General features: G+C 66.5%; 19 protein-coding genes and 1 pseudogene. 4 read left to right on the plus strand and 16 right to left on the minus strand.

Annotation, left to right across the window (positions count from 1 at the left end; genetic code table 11):
• Positions 1 to 219 precede the first annotated feature (219 nt).
• Positions 220 to 714, plus strand: a complete 495-nt coding sequence (locus AB0P21_RS40865) for a CAP domain-containing protein (protein WP_363704883.1) — start codon at positions 220 to 222, stop codon at positions 712 to 714.
• Between the two features lie 99 nt (positions 715 to 813).
• On the opposite strand, the gene AB0P21_RS40870 is transcribed toward AB0P21_RS40865, so the two are convergent.
• Positions 814 to 1,107 (minus strand): hypothetical protein, encoded by a 294-nt coding sequence (locus AB0P21_RS40870; RefSeq protein WP_363704885.1) that lies wholly within the window; start codon positions 1,105 to 1,107, stop codon positions 814 to 816.
• A 297-nt stretch (positions 1,108 to 1,404) separates the two neighbouring features.
• Between AB0P21_RS40870 and AB0P21_RS40875 the strand changes: the two genes are divergently transcribed.
• Positions 1,405 to 1,749: a hypothetical protein gene (locus AB0P21_RS40875; protein WP_363704887.1), complete on the plus strand. Its 345-nt coding sequence runs from the start codon at positions 1,405 to 1,407 to the stop codon at positions 1,747 to 1,749.
• 9 nt (positions 1,750 to 1,758) lie between these two features.
• On the opposite strand, the gene AB0P21_RS40880 is transcribed toward AB0P21_RS40875, so the two are convergent.
• The 7 genes and pseudogenes from AB0P21_RS40880 to AB0P21_RS40910 all read right to left on the minus strand — a co-directional run.
• Positions 1,759 to 2,145 (minus strand): hypothetical protein, encoded by a 387-nt coding sequence (locus AB0P21_RS40880; protein ID WP_363704889.1) that lies wholly within the window; start codon positions 2,143 to 2,145, stop codon positions 1,759 to 1,761.
• A gap of 80 nt (positions 2,146 to 2,225) precedes the next feature.
• Positions 2,226 to 3,026: an SAM-dependent methyltransferase gene (locus AB0P21_RS40885; protein WP_363704891.1), complete on the minus strand. Its 801-nt coding sequence runs from the start codon at positions 3,024 to 3,026 to the stop codon at positions 2,226 to 2,228.
• Positions 3,023 to 3,808: an aldolase/citrate lyase family protein gene (locus tag AB0P21_RS40890; protein WP_363704893.1), complete on the minus strand. Its 786-nt coding sequence runs from the start codon at positions 3,806 to 3,808 to the stop codon at positions 3,023 to 3,025. The genes AB0P21_RS40885 and AB0P21_RS40890 overlap by 4 nt, the downstream gene beginning before the upstream one ends.
• A gap of 1 nt (position 3,809) precedes the next feature.
• Positions 3,810 to 4,169 carry a zinc-binding dehydrogenase gene (locus AB0P21_RS40895; RefSeq protein WP_363704895.1) on the minus strand — a complete coding sequence of 120 codons (360 nt, stop codon included), beginning with the start codon at positions 4,167 to 4,169 and terminating at the stop codon, positions 3,810 to 3,812.
• Positions 4,159 to 4,902, minus strand: coding sequence for an alcohol dehydrogenase catalytic domain-containing protein (locus tag AB0P21_RS40900; protein ID WP_363704897.1), 744 nt, complete (start codon positions 4,900 to 4,902; stop codon positions 4,159 to 4,161). The genes AB0P21_RS40895 and AB0P21_RS40900 overlap by 11 nt, the downstream gene beginning before the upstream one ends.
• A 63-nt stretch (positions 4,903 to 4,965) precedes the next feature.
• On the minus strand, positions 4,966 to 5,793 hold the full coding sequence (locus tag AB0P21_RS40905; protein WP_363704899.1) for an SAM-dependent methyltransferase: 828 nt from the start codon (positions 5,791 to 5,793) through the stop codon (positions 4,966 to 4,968).
• Positions 5,786 to 6,418 (minus strand): annotated as a pseudogene (locus tag AB0P21_RS40910) (enoyl-CoA hydratase/isomerase family protein); the annotation flags it as partial. The pseudogene AB0P21_RS40910 and the gene AB0P21_RS40905, both read right to left, overlap by 8 nt.
• A gap of 257 nt (positions 6,419 to 6,675) precedes the next feature.
• Here AB0P21_RS40910 and AB0P21_RS40915 point away from each other — a divergent pair.
• Positions 6,676 to 7,959 carry an enoyl-CoA hydratase/isomerase family protein gene (locus AB0P21_RS40915; RefSeq protein ID WP_363704901.1) on the plus strand — a complete coding sequence of 428 codons (1,284 nt, stop codon included), beginning with the start codon at positions 6,676 to 6,678 and terminating at the stop codon, positions 7,957 to 7,959.
• Here the strand turns inward: AB0P21_RS40915 and AB0P21_RS40920 are convergent.
• Positions 7,952 to 8,737 (minus strand): thiamine pyrophosphate-dependent enzyme, encoded by a 786-nt coding sequence (locus tag AB0P21_RS40920; RefSeq protein ID WP_363704903.1) that lies wholly within the window; start codon positions 8,735 to 8,737, stop codon positions 7,952 to 7,954. The genes AB0P21_RS40915 and AB0P21_RS40920 overlap by 8 nt on opposite strands.
• A complete protein-coding gene (locus AB0P21_RS40925; protein WP_363704905.1) occupies positions 8,738 to 9,544 on the minus strand; it encodes a thiamine pyrophosphate-binding protein in 807 nt (268 codons plus the stop codon).
• A gap of 137 nt (positions 9,545 to 9,681) precedes the next feature.
• Between AB0P21_RS40925 and AB0P21_RS40930 the strand changes: the two genes are divergently transcribed.
• Positions 9,682 to 10,401, plus strand: a complete 720-nt coding sequence (locus tag AB0P21_RS40930; protein ID WP_363704907.1) for a hypothetical protein — start codon at positions 9,682 to 9,684, stop codon at positions 10,399 to 10,401.
• On the opposite strand, the gene AB0P21_RS40935 is transcribed toward AB0P21_RS40930, so the two are convergent.
• The 6 genes from AB0P21_RS40935 to AB0P21_RS40960 all read right to left on the minus strand — a co-directional run bounded on the left by AB0P21_RS40935 (position 10,371) and on the right by AB0P21_RS40960 (position 16,727).
• Positions 10,371 to 11,354, minus strand: a complete 984-nt coding sequence (locus tag AB0P21_RS40935; RefSeq protein WP_363704909.1) for a polyprenyl synthetase family protein — start codon at positions 11,352 to 11,354, stop codon at positions 10,371 to 10,373. The two genes, AB0P21_RS40930 and AB0P21_RS40935, sit on opposite strands and share 31 nt — an antisense overlap.
• Positions 11,355 to 11,676: 322 nt before the next feature.
• On the minus strand, positions 11,677 to 12,879 hold the full coding sequence (locus AB0P21_RS40940; RefSeq protein WP_363704911.1) for a cytochrome P450: 1,203 nt from the start codon (positions 12,877 to 12,879) through the stop codon (positions 11,677 to 11,679).
• On the minus strand, positions 12,876 to 14,276 hold the full coding sequence (locus AB0P21_RS40945) for a nuclear transport factor 2 family protein (RefSeq protein WP_363704913.1): 1,401 nt from the start codon (positions 14,274 to 14,276) through the stop codon (positions 12,876 to 12,878). The genes AB0P21_RS40940 and AB0P21_RS40945 overlap by 4 nt, the downstream gene beginning before the upstream one ends.
• Positions 14,273 to 15,640, minus strand: coding sequence for a cytochrome P450 (locus tag AB0P21_RS40950; protein WP_363704915.1), 1,368 nt, complete (start codon positions 15,638 to 15,640; stop codon positions 14,273 to 14,275). Before AB0P21_RS40950 ends, AB0P21_RS40945 begins: the two co-directional genes overlap by 4 nt.
• 45 nt (positions 15,641 to 15,685) lie before the next feature.
• Entirely contained in the window at positions 15,686 to 16,249 is a 564-nt protein-coding gene (locus tag AB0P21_RS40955) for a hypothetical protein (protein WP_363704917.1), read from the minus strand.
• A 94-nt stretch (positions 16,250 to 16,343) separates the two neighbouring features.
• Complete coding sequence (locus AB0P21_RS40960; protein ID WP_363704918.1) at positions 16,344 to 16,727, minus strand: hypothetical protein; 384 nt, start codon at positions 16,725 to 16,727, stop codon at positions 16,344 to 16,346.
• Positions 16,728 to 16,964 lie beyond the last annotated feature (237 nt).

Raw genomic sequence — 16,964 nt, forward strand, 5'->3', positions numbered from 1 at the left:
GCACCCGGACAGATGGTCAACGCCGTATGACGAACCCTGTGGAGACCTCCGCAGGTTCCGTCCGTTGAGGAGGTTGTCCACGGAAACCGCCCGTTCCTACGGTCTCCGCCTATGGGGTGGTCCCGAAGCCTGCGGCAGTTCCACGTAGTCGCGGACTGCTGCGGTTCGGTTTGCTTCTCGAGCGACATCACCACCGCCCCGCACCCCTTGGAGCTGCAGATGAGACGTGTCCACAACCCTGGTCGAGCGGCCGCCGTTCTGGCGGGTGTGATCACCATGGCCGGCCTGCTGGTGACCGCACAGACCGCCCAGGCCGGCACCACCGACGTTCGCTCCGATGTTCTCACGTACACCAACCGCGAGCGTGCGGCTCACGGCTGCGGACCGCTGGTGCGCAACGCGGCCCTGGACCGGGCAGCTCAAGGTCATGCCTCCGACATGGCTTCGTACAACTATTTCAGCCATTCCAGCCGGGACGGCCGGAGCCCTTTCGACCGGATTCGCCAGGCCGGATACCCCAGTGACACCGGGCGGGCGGAGAACATCGCGGCCGGTCAGCCGACTGCTCAGCGGGTCGTGCAGGGCTGGATGAACTCCGCCGGTCACCGCGCGAACATCCTAAACTGCTCGTACCGCTCGATCGGCGTCGGCTACGGCTACGGCGGCGGCACGACGTACAAGCACTACTGGGTCCAGAACTTCGGCACCCGCTGAACAGTCCCACGATCCGGAGGCTCTTCGGTGCGATTTCATCAACAGGACACTGGACGGTACCTGCTGCGCATCGGAGAGCCTCCACCCAAATGCTCCACCCTATTGCTGGGATGCGGTTCGTGAACCGTACTGCGGATTGTTCCGTTCGGACCGCCGGTCCTGGACCATGGCGGACCCGAGCCCACCGACAGTCGCCAGCAACCCCGCGGCACCCAGGCCGGTGACAAGCCCTCGTCGGTCGTCCAGACGTGAGTCGCAGGCCATCGGGATCAGCTCCATCGACGGCTTGAAGACCGAGCCACAACCGTGCTCAGGCACCGATATCGCGCGAAAACCCAGGACCAGTCCAGTCGCGAACAGCAACGCGCCCGCCGCGGCAACCAGCCGGCTCACCAGCTCACCCCGCGGACGACCGTGGCGGCGCGACCACCAGGGACCAGTACGACCGGAGACCCCATCCAACCCTCGCTTGTCTTCGGTTTCGTTGTGTTCTGTCGAGACCATTACCTCAGCAGACAATCCCGATCGCCAGTACTCCGGCCCAGCCTTCACCGTTCTCTAACGGAATCCTGTGCGGCAACAGAGAGTATTCCCTGATGAAACACCACAGATTCAGGGATGAATCACTCCCACGCCCAGCAGACCCTGCCAGGCTGGACAGGTATCGTTTCCACTGGGCCAGGAGTCCTCATGCGCAAACTCACCCGGGCAACTTTCGTCGCCGTGGCGGCGACCCTCGCCCTTCTGACCACCGGCATCTCGACGGCCTCCGCCGCCACCACGATCAGCGGGGTCCGCTGCACCAGCAACATGTTCCTCGCCATCTACGTCTGGAACGGGTCGAGGTACCAGCAGGAGTGCTACTGGGGCAGTGGAACCTACTTCTTCACCGACGGTCAAGCGCGCCGGATCGCCTACCTGCACACCGGGGTCACCCGCGGCCGGCTCTTCCGCGCCCCCTCCGGCTACCTCACCTTCGGCCCAGGCTGGGACGGCGCCCTCGACCAGAACATCTACGCGATCGAGATCTACTGAGGTAGCTGATCACGAAGCACTGAAGACGAGCTTCTCCACGTAGGTGCTGGACGCAGTGGTGGGTGCCGGCGTGACCGCGACGCCCTTGCCAGGGACGATCGGGACCACGAACCGCATTCCGTCGTTCTGTCTCCAGACCGAGGCCGCGCCGGCCCACCGACCGGACCAGATGAAGGTCGCATCTTTCAGGCTCAGGCCGGCTTCGTACACATTGCGCTGTGAACCCCGATCGCCGGTCAGGCAGAAAGTGCCGTGCCGCGTGAACACCTGCAGGTCGTACTGACTCCGGCAGTCGGTCCACCGCACCTTGGCGTGAGCCGGCCCGGTGGCCCCGACGGCGGCCACCAGCGCCGACGCGCCCATCAAGGCACCTGCCCTCTTCCACTTCCTGAACATGCGATCCTCATCTTCTCAGCCGGTGTTTGCCATCCTGCGCCGAACACACGGTCCATGGCCCTGCGGTGGCACCACAGGATTCACTCCAGCCTGGCGACGACGCTGTATCCCAGGGTGTCGGCGGAAGACGACGGTCCGAATCGGAGGTCCGCGTCCGGGCGCCAGGAAGGCATCGTCACCAGGCCGGGAGCGACCGGAGTGAGGCCCTTCAGGAGGGCCTCGACGGCGGCCCGATCGCGCAGATGGAGCTGACCGACCGTGCCCCGGTAGGAATCCACCATCGCGTGCATGGCCACGGCGGTCTGCGGGTCAGCCAGCTCGTCACTGAGGTGAGAGACCGCGAAATAGCTGCCGACGGCACAGCGCTCCCGGTACTGCGTGACCAATCCGCCCGGATCCTCTTCGTCCCCGACGAAGACCAGCAAGCCGTTCATCAGAAGTGCCAGCGGTTCTCGCAGGTCGAGGAGTTCTCGCACCACCGGATGGGCGAAGACGTCGTCCGGACGACGCGCGTCGGCGCAGATCATCTTCACATCCTCGACTGCTCGTAGCAGCTGCTCGCCGCACTCGACGGCAGCCGGGTCGTGGTCGACATAGACGACCTTGATCGGAGGCTGCCGACCCAGTGCGAGGTGGTGTGTGTTGGTCGCGGTCGGCAACCCCGACCCGAGGTCGAGGAACTGCCTGATCCCCTGGTCGAACATGAAGGTCACGGCCTGCCGCAGGAACCCGCGGTTGAATCGCACCAGCATCTCCATCCCCGGCAGGATCTCCTCAACCCTCGCGGCGTGTGCCCGGTCGATCGGCAGGTTGCACACACCGCCCAGCCAGTAGTCGTACATCCGGGCCACGTTCGGCCGTGCTTCGTCATCAGTTGTCATCGTCCCTGTACTCCGATCACCTGTCGGGCGGCCGCGAAGGCTGCCCGCTCGAGGATCAGCCGTGCCCGCACGACCGCGGGCGGCGCGATCACCGCTCCGTCGAGGAGTTCGACGCCGCCGACGCCGACTGCGCCAAGGACTTTCTCTGCCCAGGTCACGATCTGAGCGGTGGGTGTCAGAACCTCGTCGGCGAGGCGGAGCTGTCGCGGGTGCAGGCACAGCTTCCCGGTGAACCCGAGCGCGGCCACAGCTTCCAGATCAGCACGCAGTACGTCGTCGTCGTGGAGCGCGACGGTCGGGCCGTCGATCGGCGGTGCCAGTCCGGCAGCAGCCGACGCGGCAACGACGACCGACCTCGCCATCACTCGTTCGAGACCAGTGGCCCTGCAGGTATCAGCCGCGTCGAGCACGCCGGCCGCGGTCTCGATCAGCGCGACCAGCCGGGACCCGGCCGCCAAGACCGAGGCCAGTGCCTCGAGTTCGGCCCGGCCCGCGACTTTCGGCAACAGCACCCACCGAGGCTGATCGGCCAGCGCCGCCACGTCATCGGCGTACCACTCGGTGCCGTAGGCATTGATTCTCACCATCCCGGTCCCGCCCTCGGCCAGCCAACGGACCACGTTCTCACGAACCGCCGCTTTGGCAGCGGGCCGCACCGAATCCTCCAGGTCGAGCATCAGGAGATCCGCGCCGCTGGCTGACGCCTTCGCAAATCGTTCCGGTCGGTCCCCCGGCACGGACAGTACGGACCGCGCGGTCCGTAGCACGGTCGGATCGTCCATCTCAGGCCACCGCGTTCACGGTGATCACCGTGTTGCCCGGCGGATGCCGGTTGTCACTCAGCAACTGGTGGGCCTCTCCGACGCTTGCCAACGGCAACATCATGGAGACGCACGGTTCGAACAGTCCGGCGCCCGCCAGGTCGATCACCGCCTGTGCCTGCCGAGGCGCGGCGCCATGCGATCCCTGCAGCCTCTTCTGCCGCATCCACAGGTAGCGCAGGTCGATGTCAGTCAGGTAGCCGCTGGTTGCGCCACAGAACACCACCATGCCGCCGGTGTCGCAGACGTAGGCCGACGTCGGCATCGTGTCCGACCCCGAGTGTTCGAAGACTATCCGCGGCGCCCGCCGTTCACCGAGCACCCGGTAGAACTCCTCTCCGAAGGCCCGTACCCCGGCGAACCAGGCTCGCTGCGCGTCGCGATCCGACCCGTCCGGTGTCCTTCCCCAGTGCTCGAAGGCCGACCGGCCGTGCACCGAACTGCCGCGCGAACTGAATGGCTGCCGAACCCAGTCCACCCGCGCCACCCCAGATCAGTACCGGATCACCCGGGCCGACCGTATGGGGCGTCCACGTGCACAGCTGCCGGTACGCCGTACCGCCGCAACAGAGCAGTGAGCTCGCCGACATCCAGTCGAGAGAGGCAGGTTTGAGATGGCATTGCCCTTCGTTGACCACGGTGAACTGGGCGAAAGATCCGTAGTTCGTCTCGTACCCCCACGCCTGCAGGGACTTCGACAGTGTCGGGTCCGCACCCAATCTGATGTCATCGGCGAGTTCGTCCCAGTAGGCCGGGTTCAGGATCACCTCGTCACCGACCTGGACCCGGTTCACTTCCGCGCCGACGGCCCACACGACCCCAGCCGCGTCGGAGCCACCGATATGGAACTCGTCCGTGCTGCCTCGTCTCCGTCGGTGGTCGACCACGTCCACCGGCCGACCACTCGCTGCCCAGACGTTGTTGAAGTTGACCCCTGCTGCCATCACCCAGACCAGCACCTGCCGTCGTCCGATCGTCGGTACCGCGACGGTCTCCACCGCGAAGGCCCCCGCCGGCGACCCGTACCGTTCGGGCCGGATGACCGCGGCGTACATGCGATCCGGAACCTCGCCAACGGTGGCGTCTCGCCCAGTTCGTACAGATCCTTCATGACTGCCTCACTTCGTGCCGGTGACACCGGTACCGATGACGTCCAGGCGCTTCTTCCGCCAGGACTGTTCACAGTCGTACAGAGCGGCGATGTCCCTGCTCGGACTGCGGGTCACCGACCAGCCGCGGCGGTGCAGGAGCTCCGCCGGATCAGGCTGGTCCTCGACCTGTAGCAGGGCCAGCACATCGAAGTCGAGCGCGTCGGCCAACGGCGGGGCCGAACGGATTCCGGAGAAATGGTTGAGTGCGATCGAGCTGCCCGGTGCTGACAGGTTCGTGATCCGATCCAGCAGGGTCTCGACGTCCGTCGGCGACAGATAGGGCATCAGGCCTTCAAGCAACCACGCCGTCGGCTCGCCCGGCTGGAAGCCGGACCTTTGGAGGACACCAGCCCAGTCCTCTCGAAGGTCGACCGGTACGACGCACCGTGTACAGGCCGCCCATTCGTCGGCCAGTACGTGCCCCTTGAAGGCGAGCACCGCCGGCTGATCGATCTCGAAGACCTTGGTGCCCGCCGACCAGTTCAGCCGATAGGACCGGCTGTCCAGACCAGCCGCCACCAGCACGATCTGGCCACCGTCGTGCGCGAGCAGGAAGTCGTCGAAGAACCGGCTGCGCAGCCCCGCGCCCAGTGCGAAGTCGTGCCAGAACTGCCGAGTCCCGGTCTCTTCCGCCGGCAGTTCGACCGGTAATCCCGACGGCGCACCGGCCGCGAGCACGAACAACCTCGCGAACCGATCGTCGACCAGCCCCGACCGGCCGGTCTCCATCGCTCGCGCCGATGCCAGTAACAACGCGGTCCTGCCGACCCCCGCGGCGATACCGTCCTCACTCATGGTCACGCCCCAGGCCGACGAAATCGGGAGTCGTCCTGGCTCTGAAAGCCCCGATACCTGCCTGGACGTCGGGGCTGGCAGCGTGCAGCCCGACGAGGTCGTACTCCATTCGTAGCGCCGCGGCCAGCGACTGGTCCTGGGCATCCCCGATCATCTGTTTCATCAGGGCGATGCCCCGGGAACTGCTCGCCGCGATCCGCTGCGACAACTCGTCGACTCGTTGCTCGAAGCACTCGTCGCTGACCACCTCGTTCACCAGCCTGTACGACGCCAGCGCCTCGGCAGTCAGCAGGTCTCCGGTGAACGCGAGGTACTTCGCCACCGTCGGCCCCACCGCCCGCACCAGACGCGTCGCGCCGCCGACCCCTGTGAGCAATCCGTATCTGGCATGTCCGCAGCCGGCTCTCGCACTGCTGGCGGCTACCACCAGATCACAGGCGAGCATCAGCTCGAACCCGCCGGCCACCGCCAGACCGTTGACGGCGGCAATGACCGGAAGATGCGACTGCGCGACTTGCTGGAACACGCCGGAAACCCTTCTGGTGAAAGATCTGACCTGCACCGGGTCCACCGAGCCGTCCAGACCGGACAACGCCTTCAGGTCGGCGCCGGTGCAGAACGCCCGACCGGTGGCAGAACTTCAGCCAGGCCACCGGACCTCGATCTTCCCTCACCACAACAGCTCTCACGGCAAACCCTCTCGATGGTCCCGTCACCGAGTGAACGACCCAACACCGTTTTGTCCAGAGACAGCAGAGGTTTACCATCGGGCAATATTCGGTCAGTTTACTTGCGTGAGTCGCGGGAACTGGTAAAGAATGAGGCTTGTACCTGACCGTACTCAGCCGCCCTGATCCCGTCCGCTCCGAAGGGATTCGACTGATGAGCATCTGCGACGAACTCGCCGCCCACCGTGACAACCACCAGGCGATCACTGCCGCCTACGCAGAATCCGAGCAAGGAAGAGGAAGATCGCGGGATGTGAACCGAATGCTGGTTGCTCACCGCACTCGTGGTGACGAGCTGTACTCGGTGCGCGCGGCAACGATCTACGCCGAGCTCACCGAGCAGTTCACCGTCAGGAGGCGGCTCGGCGAGTTGCTTGCCCTGGCCACCGATCTCTATCCGGGTCTGCTCCCCGACAGGCTGCAGCTGAGCTACGACCGCCAGCGCATGCAGCAGCACAAACTCGGTCTGGAGTTCGACCACGGCTTGCTGGCCAGTTGGTGGCTGGACGACGCCGTCTGCGGAGCCCATCTGATCGACTCGATGACTGCCCCCCTTCCCAAGGCGCTGGTGTTGCTGAACGAGTTGCGGGAGTTCGACCAGGTCGACCTCGGCGTCGTCCGGGTCGAACGCAACGGCGTGGCAGGCGAGGTCACCCTGCAGAACCACGCGTTCCTGAACGCGGAGGACGTCACCAGCGTGCGAGCGCTCGAACTCGCGGTCGACCTGGTACTGCTGGACGACCGGATCGAGATCGGCGTACTGCGCGGCGCGCCGGCCACCCATCCGAAGTACGCCGGCCGGCGGGTGTTCAGCTCCGGTCTCAACCTGACCCACCTGGTCCAGGGCCGGATCCCGCTGGTCGACTTCTTTCTCAACCGCGAGCTCGGCGCGATGAACAAGATTCTGCGCGGTCACCCCGTGGATGGTCCGTCCGGTGGCCCGGAGCGGCGGCACGAGAAGCCCTGGATCGGCGCGCTGGAGACATTCGCAATCGGTGGGGGCTGCCAGATCCTGCTGGTCTGTGACCAGGTGATCGGCGAGACCGGGTCGTACTTCAGCCTCCCCGCGGGCAGGGAAGGCATCATCCCCGGCCTGGGCGGCATGCGACTGGCCAGAGTCTTCGGTGATGCGCAGAGCAGGCTCGCGGTCACCACCAAGGTGACCTATCCGGCAGACAGTCCGCTGGGGCGCCAGCTCGTCGGGACGGTCGTGGAGCCGGCGGAGATGACCGATGCCATCGCGGCCTGTGTGGCGGAGCAGACCGAGGTCGGCGCGATCAGTGCCCGCGCGAACCGGCGGGCGATGAGAATCGCGGCCGAACCGGTCGATCTGCTGCGTCGATGCCTGGCCAACTACACGCGCGACCAGGCCGAGTGCCTCTTCGACCCCGCCCTGACCGGCAATCTGCACCGGATCTGGCGCCGGTCCGTCAGCTGAAGAGCCTGAGCTTCTCGTTCGTCACCACGACCTCGATCAGGCGGGGCGCGTCGGCCGTGACCGCGTCCCGCAGGACGGCTTGAAGTTCGCTCCCACGGCTCACCCTGATCGCCCGCACTCCCATCGCGGACGCCAGCCCGACGTAGTCGATGCCGGACAGGTCCGACCCCACCGGCTTGGTGTGCAACAGGTCCGCGAACTGCTGAATCGTCGCGTACGAACCGTTGTTGACGATCACCACGGTCAGGTTGGTCACGCCGGTCTGCACGGCCGACCACAACGCCTGGATCGAGTACATACTCGACCCGTCGCCGATCACCGCGAGCACCCTGGTGTCCGGTCGGGCCAACGCCATTCCGATTGCCGCTGGCAACGAGTAGCCCAGACCACCACTGGTCGCGTTGAAAAAGCTGCCGGGCCGGGTGTTACGCCAGTGCTCCCACTGCGCGCGGCGACTTCCCGGCGCCTCCTCCATCAGGACGACGTCGTCCGGACTGACGTCGGTCAGAGTCTGGTAGAGATAGGCATCACTGATCGCATCCGGTACGTCGACACGCGGCGCCCTCGGGGCTGTCCGACCGGGCAGCCGCTCCACCGATGTGAGGGCCAGCAGATCCCGCAGTCCGGCCCGCAGCGTGGTCAGCACACTCGCGCCGACCGGCGTCCATGCCGCCTGACGCGGGTCGTCCGTCAACTGGAACAGCGTCGTGCCGTCCGCGACGACCGCTCCGGTTCCCTCGACGTGGTAAGCGAAGATCGGTGCGCCGAGAACCAGCACTCAGTCGTGCGCTGCCAGTTTGTCGCGGATCAGTTCCCGGACCGGCGGCAGCACACCGGCGTACAGGGCGTGGTTCTCGGGAAACGAGCAGCGCGACGGCCAGGGGGCCGACCAGACTCGCGCCTGGAGACGCTCCGCCAACTCGACCACCTCGGCGAACGCACCGTCCTGATCGACGACCGGCCCGACGACCAGCCCAGGCGCGTCAGCCGCGGCCAGTGCGGCGGCGATCTCGGCGACATCCCTACCGTCCGCCCGGAACGAGGCGCTGATCGGCCGGGGCACCACAAGATCAGCCGGCCGGTCCCAGTCGTCCGACGGCACCGAGACGAGAACGGGGCCCTGCGGCGGCGCCGTCGCCAGGTAGTAGGCCCGGGCAACTGCGGCCGGGACATCCTCGGCGCGGGCCGGCTCGACACTCCACTTCACGTACGGCTGCGGTAGTTGGGCCGCTTGGTCGGAGTACTGAAAGGGCTCGGCGGACAACAACGACCGTGCCTGCTGCCCGGCAATGACCACCAGCGGAGTCCGGTTCTGGTAGGCCGTGTAGATGCTGCCCATCGCGTTCCCGACACCGATTGCCGAATGCAACTGCACCACGGCGGCGTTCCGGTTGCCGCGGGCGAATCCGTCGGCCATCGCCACCACCAACGACTCCTGCAGGCCGAGCACGTACCGGAAGTCGTCCGGAAGGTCCCTGAACATCGCCAACTCGGTCGAGCCCGGATTCCCGAAGATCGTGGTCAGCCGGAAAATCCGGAGCAGGTCGAAGACCGCCTGCCGAACGGTCGGCCCGTCGGACGCCATCCTCACCATCTCCTCACGAGTCTTACCATTGGTCATATTACGCCGGTGTCCGGGTCCGGCCGCTCTGTCCTGCGGACCCTCACCAGGCTTTCCACGAACTGCTTGACCGGCCGGCGCCGAGCGCGGGTCAATGCCTGATGGACTTGCTGAGCCGGAGGGCCGGGACACTGTTCGCCGGTGGTCTGGGCGCGCTCCTGGTGTGGGGTGTCGCCGTGTCCGATGCGATGCCGAGTTCGTTCGATCCCGGTGAGGACTGCGAACTGACGTTCCATCGCGACCATGCGACAGCGCGAACGGTGAGCTGGTTACCGCCACGCGCGGTCTGCGACTTCGGCAGCGGCGACGTCAGGCAGTTCATTCCTGCCGGCCGGGCAACCGGGTACACGATCGTCTTCGCTCTGCTCGTTGCCCTGACCGTACTCGGCCTGGTACTGATCGTTCGCCGGCCGGCCGGTGGGGCCACTGGCCCTCGCAACCTGCGCTTCGGCCAGTTCAGCCTGGGTACGACGCTCGTCCTGTGTGTGCTGGGTGCCTGGGAACTGGTCGGTGCGATTGCCGGTGTGCTGGGTGGCCCTCCTGGCGTCCTGGTCGTCGTGGTCGCGGCAACCTCGAGCGTGGCGGCGATCGCCACCCTGCTGGACCGGACGTACGGTCCGTCGACAGTGGCGGGCTCGCGACGGCGCGGGATCTGTGCAGGGCTGGGCGCAACGGCCGCCGGTCTGGTCCTTGTCCTGCTGCGACTCCCACTGGGCTGGATCTGGGCACCAACCGCCGGCGCGACCACCTACTTGCTGATCACCGCGCTCCAATGGGTGATCGCGTCCGGTCAGGCGGGCACGGCCTCGAGTTCACGGTGAGGACCGGGCACAGCCAGTTCCACCGCCTCGTCGATCATCCACAGCAATGCGTCCGGGTAGCTGGAGCCGCTGGAAGCGAGCCGTACCAACATCGATCTCGCGCGGTGGCCGAGCGAGGTCACCCGGGAGTGGTAGTTGGTGATCACGTCGTCAGCGGTCAGCAAGCGACGCAAGGCAACCGCGTCGGCAGGACACCCGGCCGCGTCGGCAACCAACGAGCGCAACCCCTGCCGCCTGGACCCCGACATGGTCTCGAAGGCGCAGGCCAGCAGCAGCGTCGGTGTGGAGTTCGTCAGGTCCTCGAGTTGACCGGTCGAGTCGAGGACGTCGTTGCGCAACTGCCGCAGGACGCCGAACAGCCAGCCGAAGTCGCGCCAGTTGCGTAACTGCACGGGGTTGGCGGTGACCAGCCGGGCGGCCATCGCGGCATCCCGGCCGTACGCCGCACCCGCCTTGCCGAGATACGACATCATCGTCTGCTGCCAGCTCACGGAACCGTCGGCCGGCAGCAGATCGCTCAACTGCCCTTCGGCGGCCGCCAGCGTCCCGTCGACCAACTCTTTGCGCCAGAAGTCCTTGATCGCCGCCGGCACCTCACTGCGATCGATGACGACCTGTGGCAGGAGGTCGAGGCAGGCCGTCGCACCGATCAGCAACTCCCCCGATGACCACGAGCCATGGCCGGCCGTCTTGCGGTCGATCAGATCGTCCAGGACCTCCGCACCGGCCCACCACAGATGTGACAGCACACTGATGTCGACGGCCGGCGTCGGGTCCGCCCGCAGGCACCCCAGGACCGCCAGCGCGAACAGTCGTGGATTGCCTTCCCGGCCGCCGTACGAGTCACGGCGCAGTACCTCGGCCACCGTTCGTCCGGTGAGCGATCTCGGCGGACAGGCCGCGGCGAGCACCTCGCTGATTCCCTGGCCGACCTCACTGCTCCAACTGTCCACGCATCGCCATGACGGTGTGCGCCTGATCATTCCCGTTCCTCCGCTTCGCCTCACTCCCCCGTCGGACAGCTCACCACCATTCAGTGGCCTAGGGCAACCAATGCTGCGGAACCACCGCAGGCTCCGACCCCACGCCGCGACGCTGTGGGTCGACCACAGAGTCCCGGCGCGGACTTGAACGATTCTCGGGCGACTGCGATGTTCTTTTCCGGTACCTGACGGCGAACTCTCCACGGCGCACCAGTTCCAGGCAGGCACCACGGCTCCGGGCGGCGAGTCCTCCGATGCTCAGCCGCCCGGAGTACCGCCGCCGGACCTCCGATCAGTTCAGCCGGACCGGGACCTTGTCGTAGACGAACATGAACGGCGAGATGCGGTGCACGACCTCCGAGCGGTCGACCGCCAGCCGCAGGTCGGTGAACCGGGTCAGCAGGGTGGTCAGCGCGATCCGGGCCTCGAGCCTGGCCAACGCGTTGCCGACGCAGTGATGCGGGCCGTGCCCGAACTGCAGATGCGGTGGACCGGACCTGGTGATGTCCAACCGATCCGGCTCCTCGTACACCCGCGGGTCGTGGTTGGCGGCAGCGGCCAGAAAGCCGACGGCGGCTGAGGCCGGGATGACCACTCCGTGCAGCTCGATCGGCTCGGTGGCGAACCGGATGATCGGGGACAGCACGATCGGCCCTGAGTGCCGCAGCAACTCCTCGACCGCCCCGTCGATCAGGTCCGGCTGGTCCCGGAGCAGCTGCAGCTGCTCCGGATTGTCGAGCAGCGCGACCACACTGTTGCAGACGAAGTTGGCCGCGGTCTCGAAGCCGGCCAGCAGCATGCCTCCGGCGATCGCGCAGATCTCCGCCTCACCCAACCGGTCGTCGCCTTCCGTTGCCGCCAGCAACGCCGACATCAGGTCCTCGCCGGGATCCTCGCGTTTGGTTCGCAGCAGGTCTTTCAGATACGCCAGGGTGGAGACGAGACTCTGTGTCGCGGCAGCACGATCGGGTCCGACCGCCTGCTCGGCCCAGGCGCGCAACTGCTGATGATCGGCCTGCGGTACGCCGAGTACTTCGCAGGCGATGGTGATCGCGAACGGGTAGCCGAACGACTGCACCAGGTCTGCCTCCCCCGCGATCGCCAACTCGTCGGCGAATCCGTTCACCACCTCGGTGATCAGGGACTCCCAGCGCGCCACCATCCGAGGGGTCAGCCCCTGTCCCGCGAGCCGGCGCTGCCGGCCGTGGTCGGGCGGGTCACCCATGAACCCCTTCTCCCAGCCGGTCCCGAGCCCCATCGCCATTCCGGAGTCGATGAACTCCTGCGTGGCCCACCGTGGGTTGGCGCTGAGCCGGTCGTCACCGGAGAGCAGCCGGATGTCGTCGTACCCGCTGATCAGCCAGATCTCCACGTCCACGAACGGAAGCTGGGTCTGCAGCACCGGGTGGTCCTGCCGTAGCCGGTCCAGGGTCGGGAGCGGGTTGCTGAAGTACTCCATCGAGAAGAGCGCCGGCACCTCACTCGTCCGGCTCATCCGGCGAACACGCCGAGCTGGTCGAGCAGCGTGTAGAGACTCCAGTTGCCGCTCTCCCGCCGGATCCGGCCGTCCTCGCCGAACTCGAGCACCTCGACCCCGCGGAACTCGAACTTGTTCCCGATCTTGGCCGAGTCGGGCAGGCCCGGGATCTTTCCGGTCAGCGTGCCACTGAGCGTCCAGGGCATCGCACCCCGGCCGTCGACGGCGAAGCAGTCACCGAGCTCGATGTGCAGATCGGTCGAGGCGTCGAACCAGGCCGTCGCGATCGCCTCCAGCTCGGCGTGTCCGCGGAACGTCTGACCGAGCGCCAGGTCCTCGTAGACACTGTCCTCGGTGTAACAGTCCGCCCAGGTCTTGGCGTCCCGGTCGTTGGTCGTGTCCGCCCAGGCCTGCATCACCGACATCGGGTCGCGGGGAGCGTCAGCAGTAGTGTTCATGGTCGGTCCTTTCGATCGTCCGGGTGTGGTGTACCGGCTGCTCATCTCGGTGAAACGCAGGTAGCCGGAAATCCAGTGGTGCAACGCGGTGAGGTACTGCGCCGTACCGGTACTGACCGCCGTCAGCTGCCCCTCCGCGTCCTGGAGGTGCCGTAGCTCCGCGTCACGCAGAGCGACCGCGAGCTGCACGGCCTGCTGCGGATCGACGCCGCGATCCGCAGCCAGCACGGTGACGAGGTTGTGCATCGCGCCGAAGTCCGCGACCTCCTTCAGGTACGACGTCAGGTCGTTGTCCCAGGCAATGACATTGCCCGCCATCCGGGAGATCCGCAGTACCACCTCGTCGTACCAGGCGTCGACCTCGTACCGTCCGCAGACGTCCAGCAACGCGAAGCACGCGGGCAGCCCACCGGCCAGCGGACGCAGTGCGACGTACTCGTCCAAGGACGGGCCGGCGCCGCGGGCCCGATTGGACGCCTCCCAGACGATCCCGAACAGATAGTCCTTCGTCGCCGCGATCCACCGATCCAGCTGACCTGGTCTCGCGACGGCGGCCACCCGGTGCCGGAGATCTTGCAACGCCGGCCCGCACCGCCCTGCCTCCGGCACAGCGGTGTCCGGGTCGGCGAGGATCCGGATCAGCCCCGCGGCCATCCGCGTCATCACCACCGGATCGGCGCCTTCGGGCGACTCGTCGCAGTAGCCGTCGTCGACCGCGAACAGCCAGACGTAGAAGTCACAGGTGAGCTGGGCCATGGCCGGGTCGAGCAACGGGTTCGTCCAGGCCGCCACGTAGCCGATCTTCGACTCGTCCAACCGGATCAACCGTGCTGTGTCCAGCATCCGGTGTCGGCTGGCCCACTCGATCGTCGCGCGGTGCATCCGGTCGGCGTGCGGGTTGATCGCACTCGGAAACGGGCAGTCCAGCAACGGAATCTCGACTGTCGCGACCGTCATCGGTGCACCTCCTCCACTCTGACCGGCCGCTGCGGACGGCGAACCGGAGTAAGCCGAAGTCCGCGCGGATGGACGGTGAGCGCTACCACCGGCCGGCGCTTGGCGGGTGAGCCCGTCAGCTGCCACCGCTTCAGAACCGTCGCGGCGATCACCGCCACCTCTGCCAGCGCATAGGTGTCTCCGATGCACTGCCGGGTGCCGGCTCCGAACGGGATGTACTTCGCCTCGGCGCGCTCAGGGGCCCGGTCCGGCAGCCAACGGTCCGGATCGAACCGCAGTGGGTCCTCGAACAGGCCAGGATCGGTGTGCAGCGTCGTCGGGCTGAAGAGGATCTCCGCACCCGCCGGCAGCTCTGCCGTGCCCAATGCCACCGGCTCGGTGGTACGCCGCATCACCAGCCAGTTCGGATGGTGCAATCGAAGGGTCTCGCTGACCGAACGACGCAGGATGTCCAGCTGCGGCAGGTGTCCCGCACTGATCTGGTCGGCGCCGACAACCTGTTCGATCTCGGCCAGGACCCGGGCCTCGATATCGGGATTGCGACTCAGCTCCAGGAACAGCCAGGCAAGAACGCAACTGCTGGTTTCGATCCCGGCCAGCAGAATGGTCATGATCTCGGCATGGATCTGCTCGTCGCTCATTCCCCGGCCGTCTTCGTTCTCGCGTGCGGTGAGCAGTAGCGACAGCACGTCGCCGTGGTCGGCACCAGAGGCTCGGTACGAAGCGATCAGGTCGGTGACGACCTGCCGAGTCCGCTTCATCGCCCGGGCACAGCGGATGTTGCCGGGGGTCGGGATCCGCTCCAGCACCTTGCTCGGGATGATGGCATGACGCATCACACCGGCCAGGGCCACCGGGATCGCCTGCTGCAGTTCGGCGATCGCGCCGGCAGCCAGCTCTGTGCGGAACAGTGTCCTGGCGATCACCGACAGGGTGACCGTGCTGAACTCGTCCTCAACGGCGATCGGCCGGTTCACCGGCCAGGCCGCAACGGCTTCGTCGGCGGATCGCGCCATCACTTCGACGTACTCGCTGATCCTGTGCCGATGAAAGGCAGGCTGCATCAGCCGTCGTTGGGTGCGATGCAGCTCACCACCCGACATCCCGATGCCGTTGCCCAGGAAGTCTCTGAGCTTGTCGAACATCATTCCCTTGTCGAAGGATCCCGGCCGCTCGACCAGCATCTGCCGGATGAGCAGCGGCGAGTTCACCACATAGGCAGGATGCCGGCCGATCGAGATCTGCACCAGATCGCCCATCGGACGCAGGGACGCGAGAAACCCCAGCGGACTGACGGCCAGCGCGGCCACGTGGCCGACAACCGGTAGCGCGTGCGGTGCCTTGGGAATCCGGGCAGGCGTCATGAGACCTTCTCTCGATCCGGTGGGCGACGCTGTGGTCACTGCTGGCTAGATCAGGCGCCACGTCTGGTTCGAGGAGTAGGTGCAGTTGGGAGTGCCGAATCTGTTGACGGCCGTGTCCGCCGTGGCTTCGAGGCAGTAGTACGGGGAGTTGGGCCGCAGGACGCGCAAGGTCACCTTCCACCAGCCGACCCCGGCTCCGGTGATCCTGGTGGTCGGATCGCCGGTGCCGTTCACCGTGCTGACCTTCGGCAGCGGCCAGCAAGCGCCTGCCACACTGCAGAAGAGATAGGAGGAAATGCTCAGGTACCGGCCGGTCTTCTTGTTCTGGATCGTCACTGTGTCGTAGCCACCCTCCGACCCCAGTGACCCGTGCACGAACCACGTCTGCCAGTCGTTACCGTCCTGGCAAGGCAGCATGTAGACGTCGCCGTTCACATTGCTGTCCAGGCATTCACCCGTCGCGTAGTTCTGGATGTGTCTGGTCATGTCGTAGGCCTGGGCGGCCGGCGCGAAGAGGCCTATCGAGACGATGCCGAGCGCAAAGGCAAGGCAGATCCGGGCCAGACGTGAGCGGGGCGTGCCGCGTCGGGGCAGACGAGAAGTGATCACTGGGGCCTCCGTGGTCAGACGGACGATGCCAACCAGACCACTAGAACTCTGACCATTGCCCTTGTCAATGGTTCATACCATTGTCGAAACCAGTTCAGTGGCCGATCCTGGTGGCGAGGAACTTGTAGTGCCAGCGATCGTTGCCCCCCTTGTCGGGTACCGCCACGAGCGTGGCCGGCGTACCGCTGACTCTCCACTGCGCGTAGGGCTCGCAGGACTGGTAAGGCGGGTCGTACCGGTTGCAGGTCTGGGTGTACAGGACCGTGCCCGGAAATGCGGTGACGACCAGGCACTGACCGTTGTAGACCTTCGGAATATCCGGTACCCCGATGTCCACCAAGACCTTGAGATCGGCTCTGACGCAGACCGTCAAGGTGTTCTGCGTGGCGGCTCCGGCCGTGCCTGCACCGGTAGCGACCAGCCCGCCGGTAACGGTGGCGAGGACAACAGCGCAGGACAGTACTTTCGTGACGCGCATGGCTACTCCATCCAGATCGGCGCCGCTGACAGAGCCTGGACGGGTCAGCGTCGCAGCATCAGGCTGCGCCCCGGATCTCGGCAGTTCCAGCCCCTGGGCGCCGAACTACGGTTGCTCCGCAACGATTCGGTGATCTCGCCACGGCCCCTCCACGATGGGTCCACAGGTTTACCACTGACAGGTTGTCCACGACATGAACCGCGGACAGCATGTGGGGCCAGAGCCCCTGCCCTCAAG

It is taken from the genome of Kribbella sp. NPDC056861, assembly GCF_040687575.1.
In the GTDB taxonomy this organism is placed as follows: domain Bacteria; phylum Actinomycetota; class Actinomycetes; order Propionibacteriales; family Kribbellaceae; genus Kribbella.

Coding starts and splice junctions, on each gene's coding strand:
- AB0P21_RS40950 (WP_363704915.1), bottom strand. CDS start 15,640: ATGACGCCTGCCCGGATTCCCAAGGCACCGCACGCGCTACCGGTTGTC.
- AB0P21_RS40905 (WP_363704899.1), bottom strand. CDS start 5,793: ATGAGTGAGGACGGTATCGCCGCGGGGGTCGGCAGGACCGCGTTGTTA.
- AB0P21_RS40925 (WP_363704905.1), bottom strand. CDS start 9,544: ATGGCGTCCGACGGGCCGACCGTTCGGCAGGCGGTCTTCGACCTGCTC.
- AB0P21_RS40880 (WP_363704889.1), bottom strand. CDS start 2,145: ATGTTCAGGAAGTGGAAGAGGGCAGGTGCCTTGATGGGCGCGTCGGCG.
- AB0P21_RS40930 (WP_363704907.1), top strand. CDS start 9,682: ATGGACTTGCTGAGCCGGAGGGCCGGGACACTGTTCGCCGGTGGTCTG.
- AB0P21_RS40885 (WP_363704891.1), bottom strand. CDS start 3,026: ATGACAACTGATGACGAAGCACGGCCGAACGTGGCCCGGATGTACGAC.
- AB0P21_RS40915 (WP_363704901.1), top strand. CDS start 6,676: ATGAGCATCTGCGACGAACTCGCCGCCCACCGTGACAACCACCAGGCG.
- AB0P21_RS40875 (WP_363704887.1), top strand. CDS start 1,405: ATGCGCAAACTCACCCGGGCAACTTTCGTCGCCGTGGCGGCGACCCTC.
- AB0P21_RS40960 (WP_363704918.1), bottom strand. CDS start 16,727: ATGCGCGTCACGAAAGTACTGTCCTGCGCTGTTGTCCTCGCCACCGTT.
- AB0P21_RS40865 (WP_363704883.1), top strand. CDS start 220: ATGAGACGTGTCCACAACCCTGGTCGAGCGGCCGCCGTTCTGGCGGGT.
- AB0P21_RS40945 (WP_363704913.1), bottom strand. CDS start 14,276: ATGACGGTCGCGACAGTCGAGATTCCGTTGCTGGACTGCCCGTTTCCG.
- AB0P21_RS40900 (WP_363704897.1), bottom strand. CDS start 4,902: ATGTACGCCGCGGTCATCCGGCCCGAACGGTACGGGTCGCCGGCGGGG.
- AB0P21_RS40890 (WP_363704893.1), bottom strand. CDS start 3,808: ATGGACGATCCGACCGTGCTACGGACCGCGCGGTCCGTACTGTCCGTG.
- AB0P21_RS40940 (WP_363704911.1), bottom strand. CDS start 12,879: ATGAGCCGGACGAGTGAGGTGCCGGCGCTCTTCTCGATGGAGTACTTC.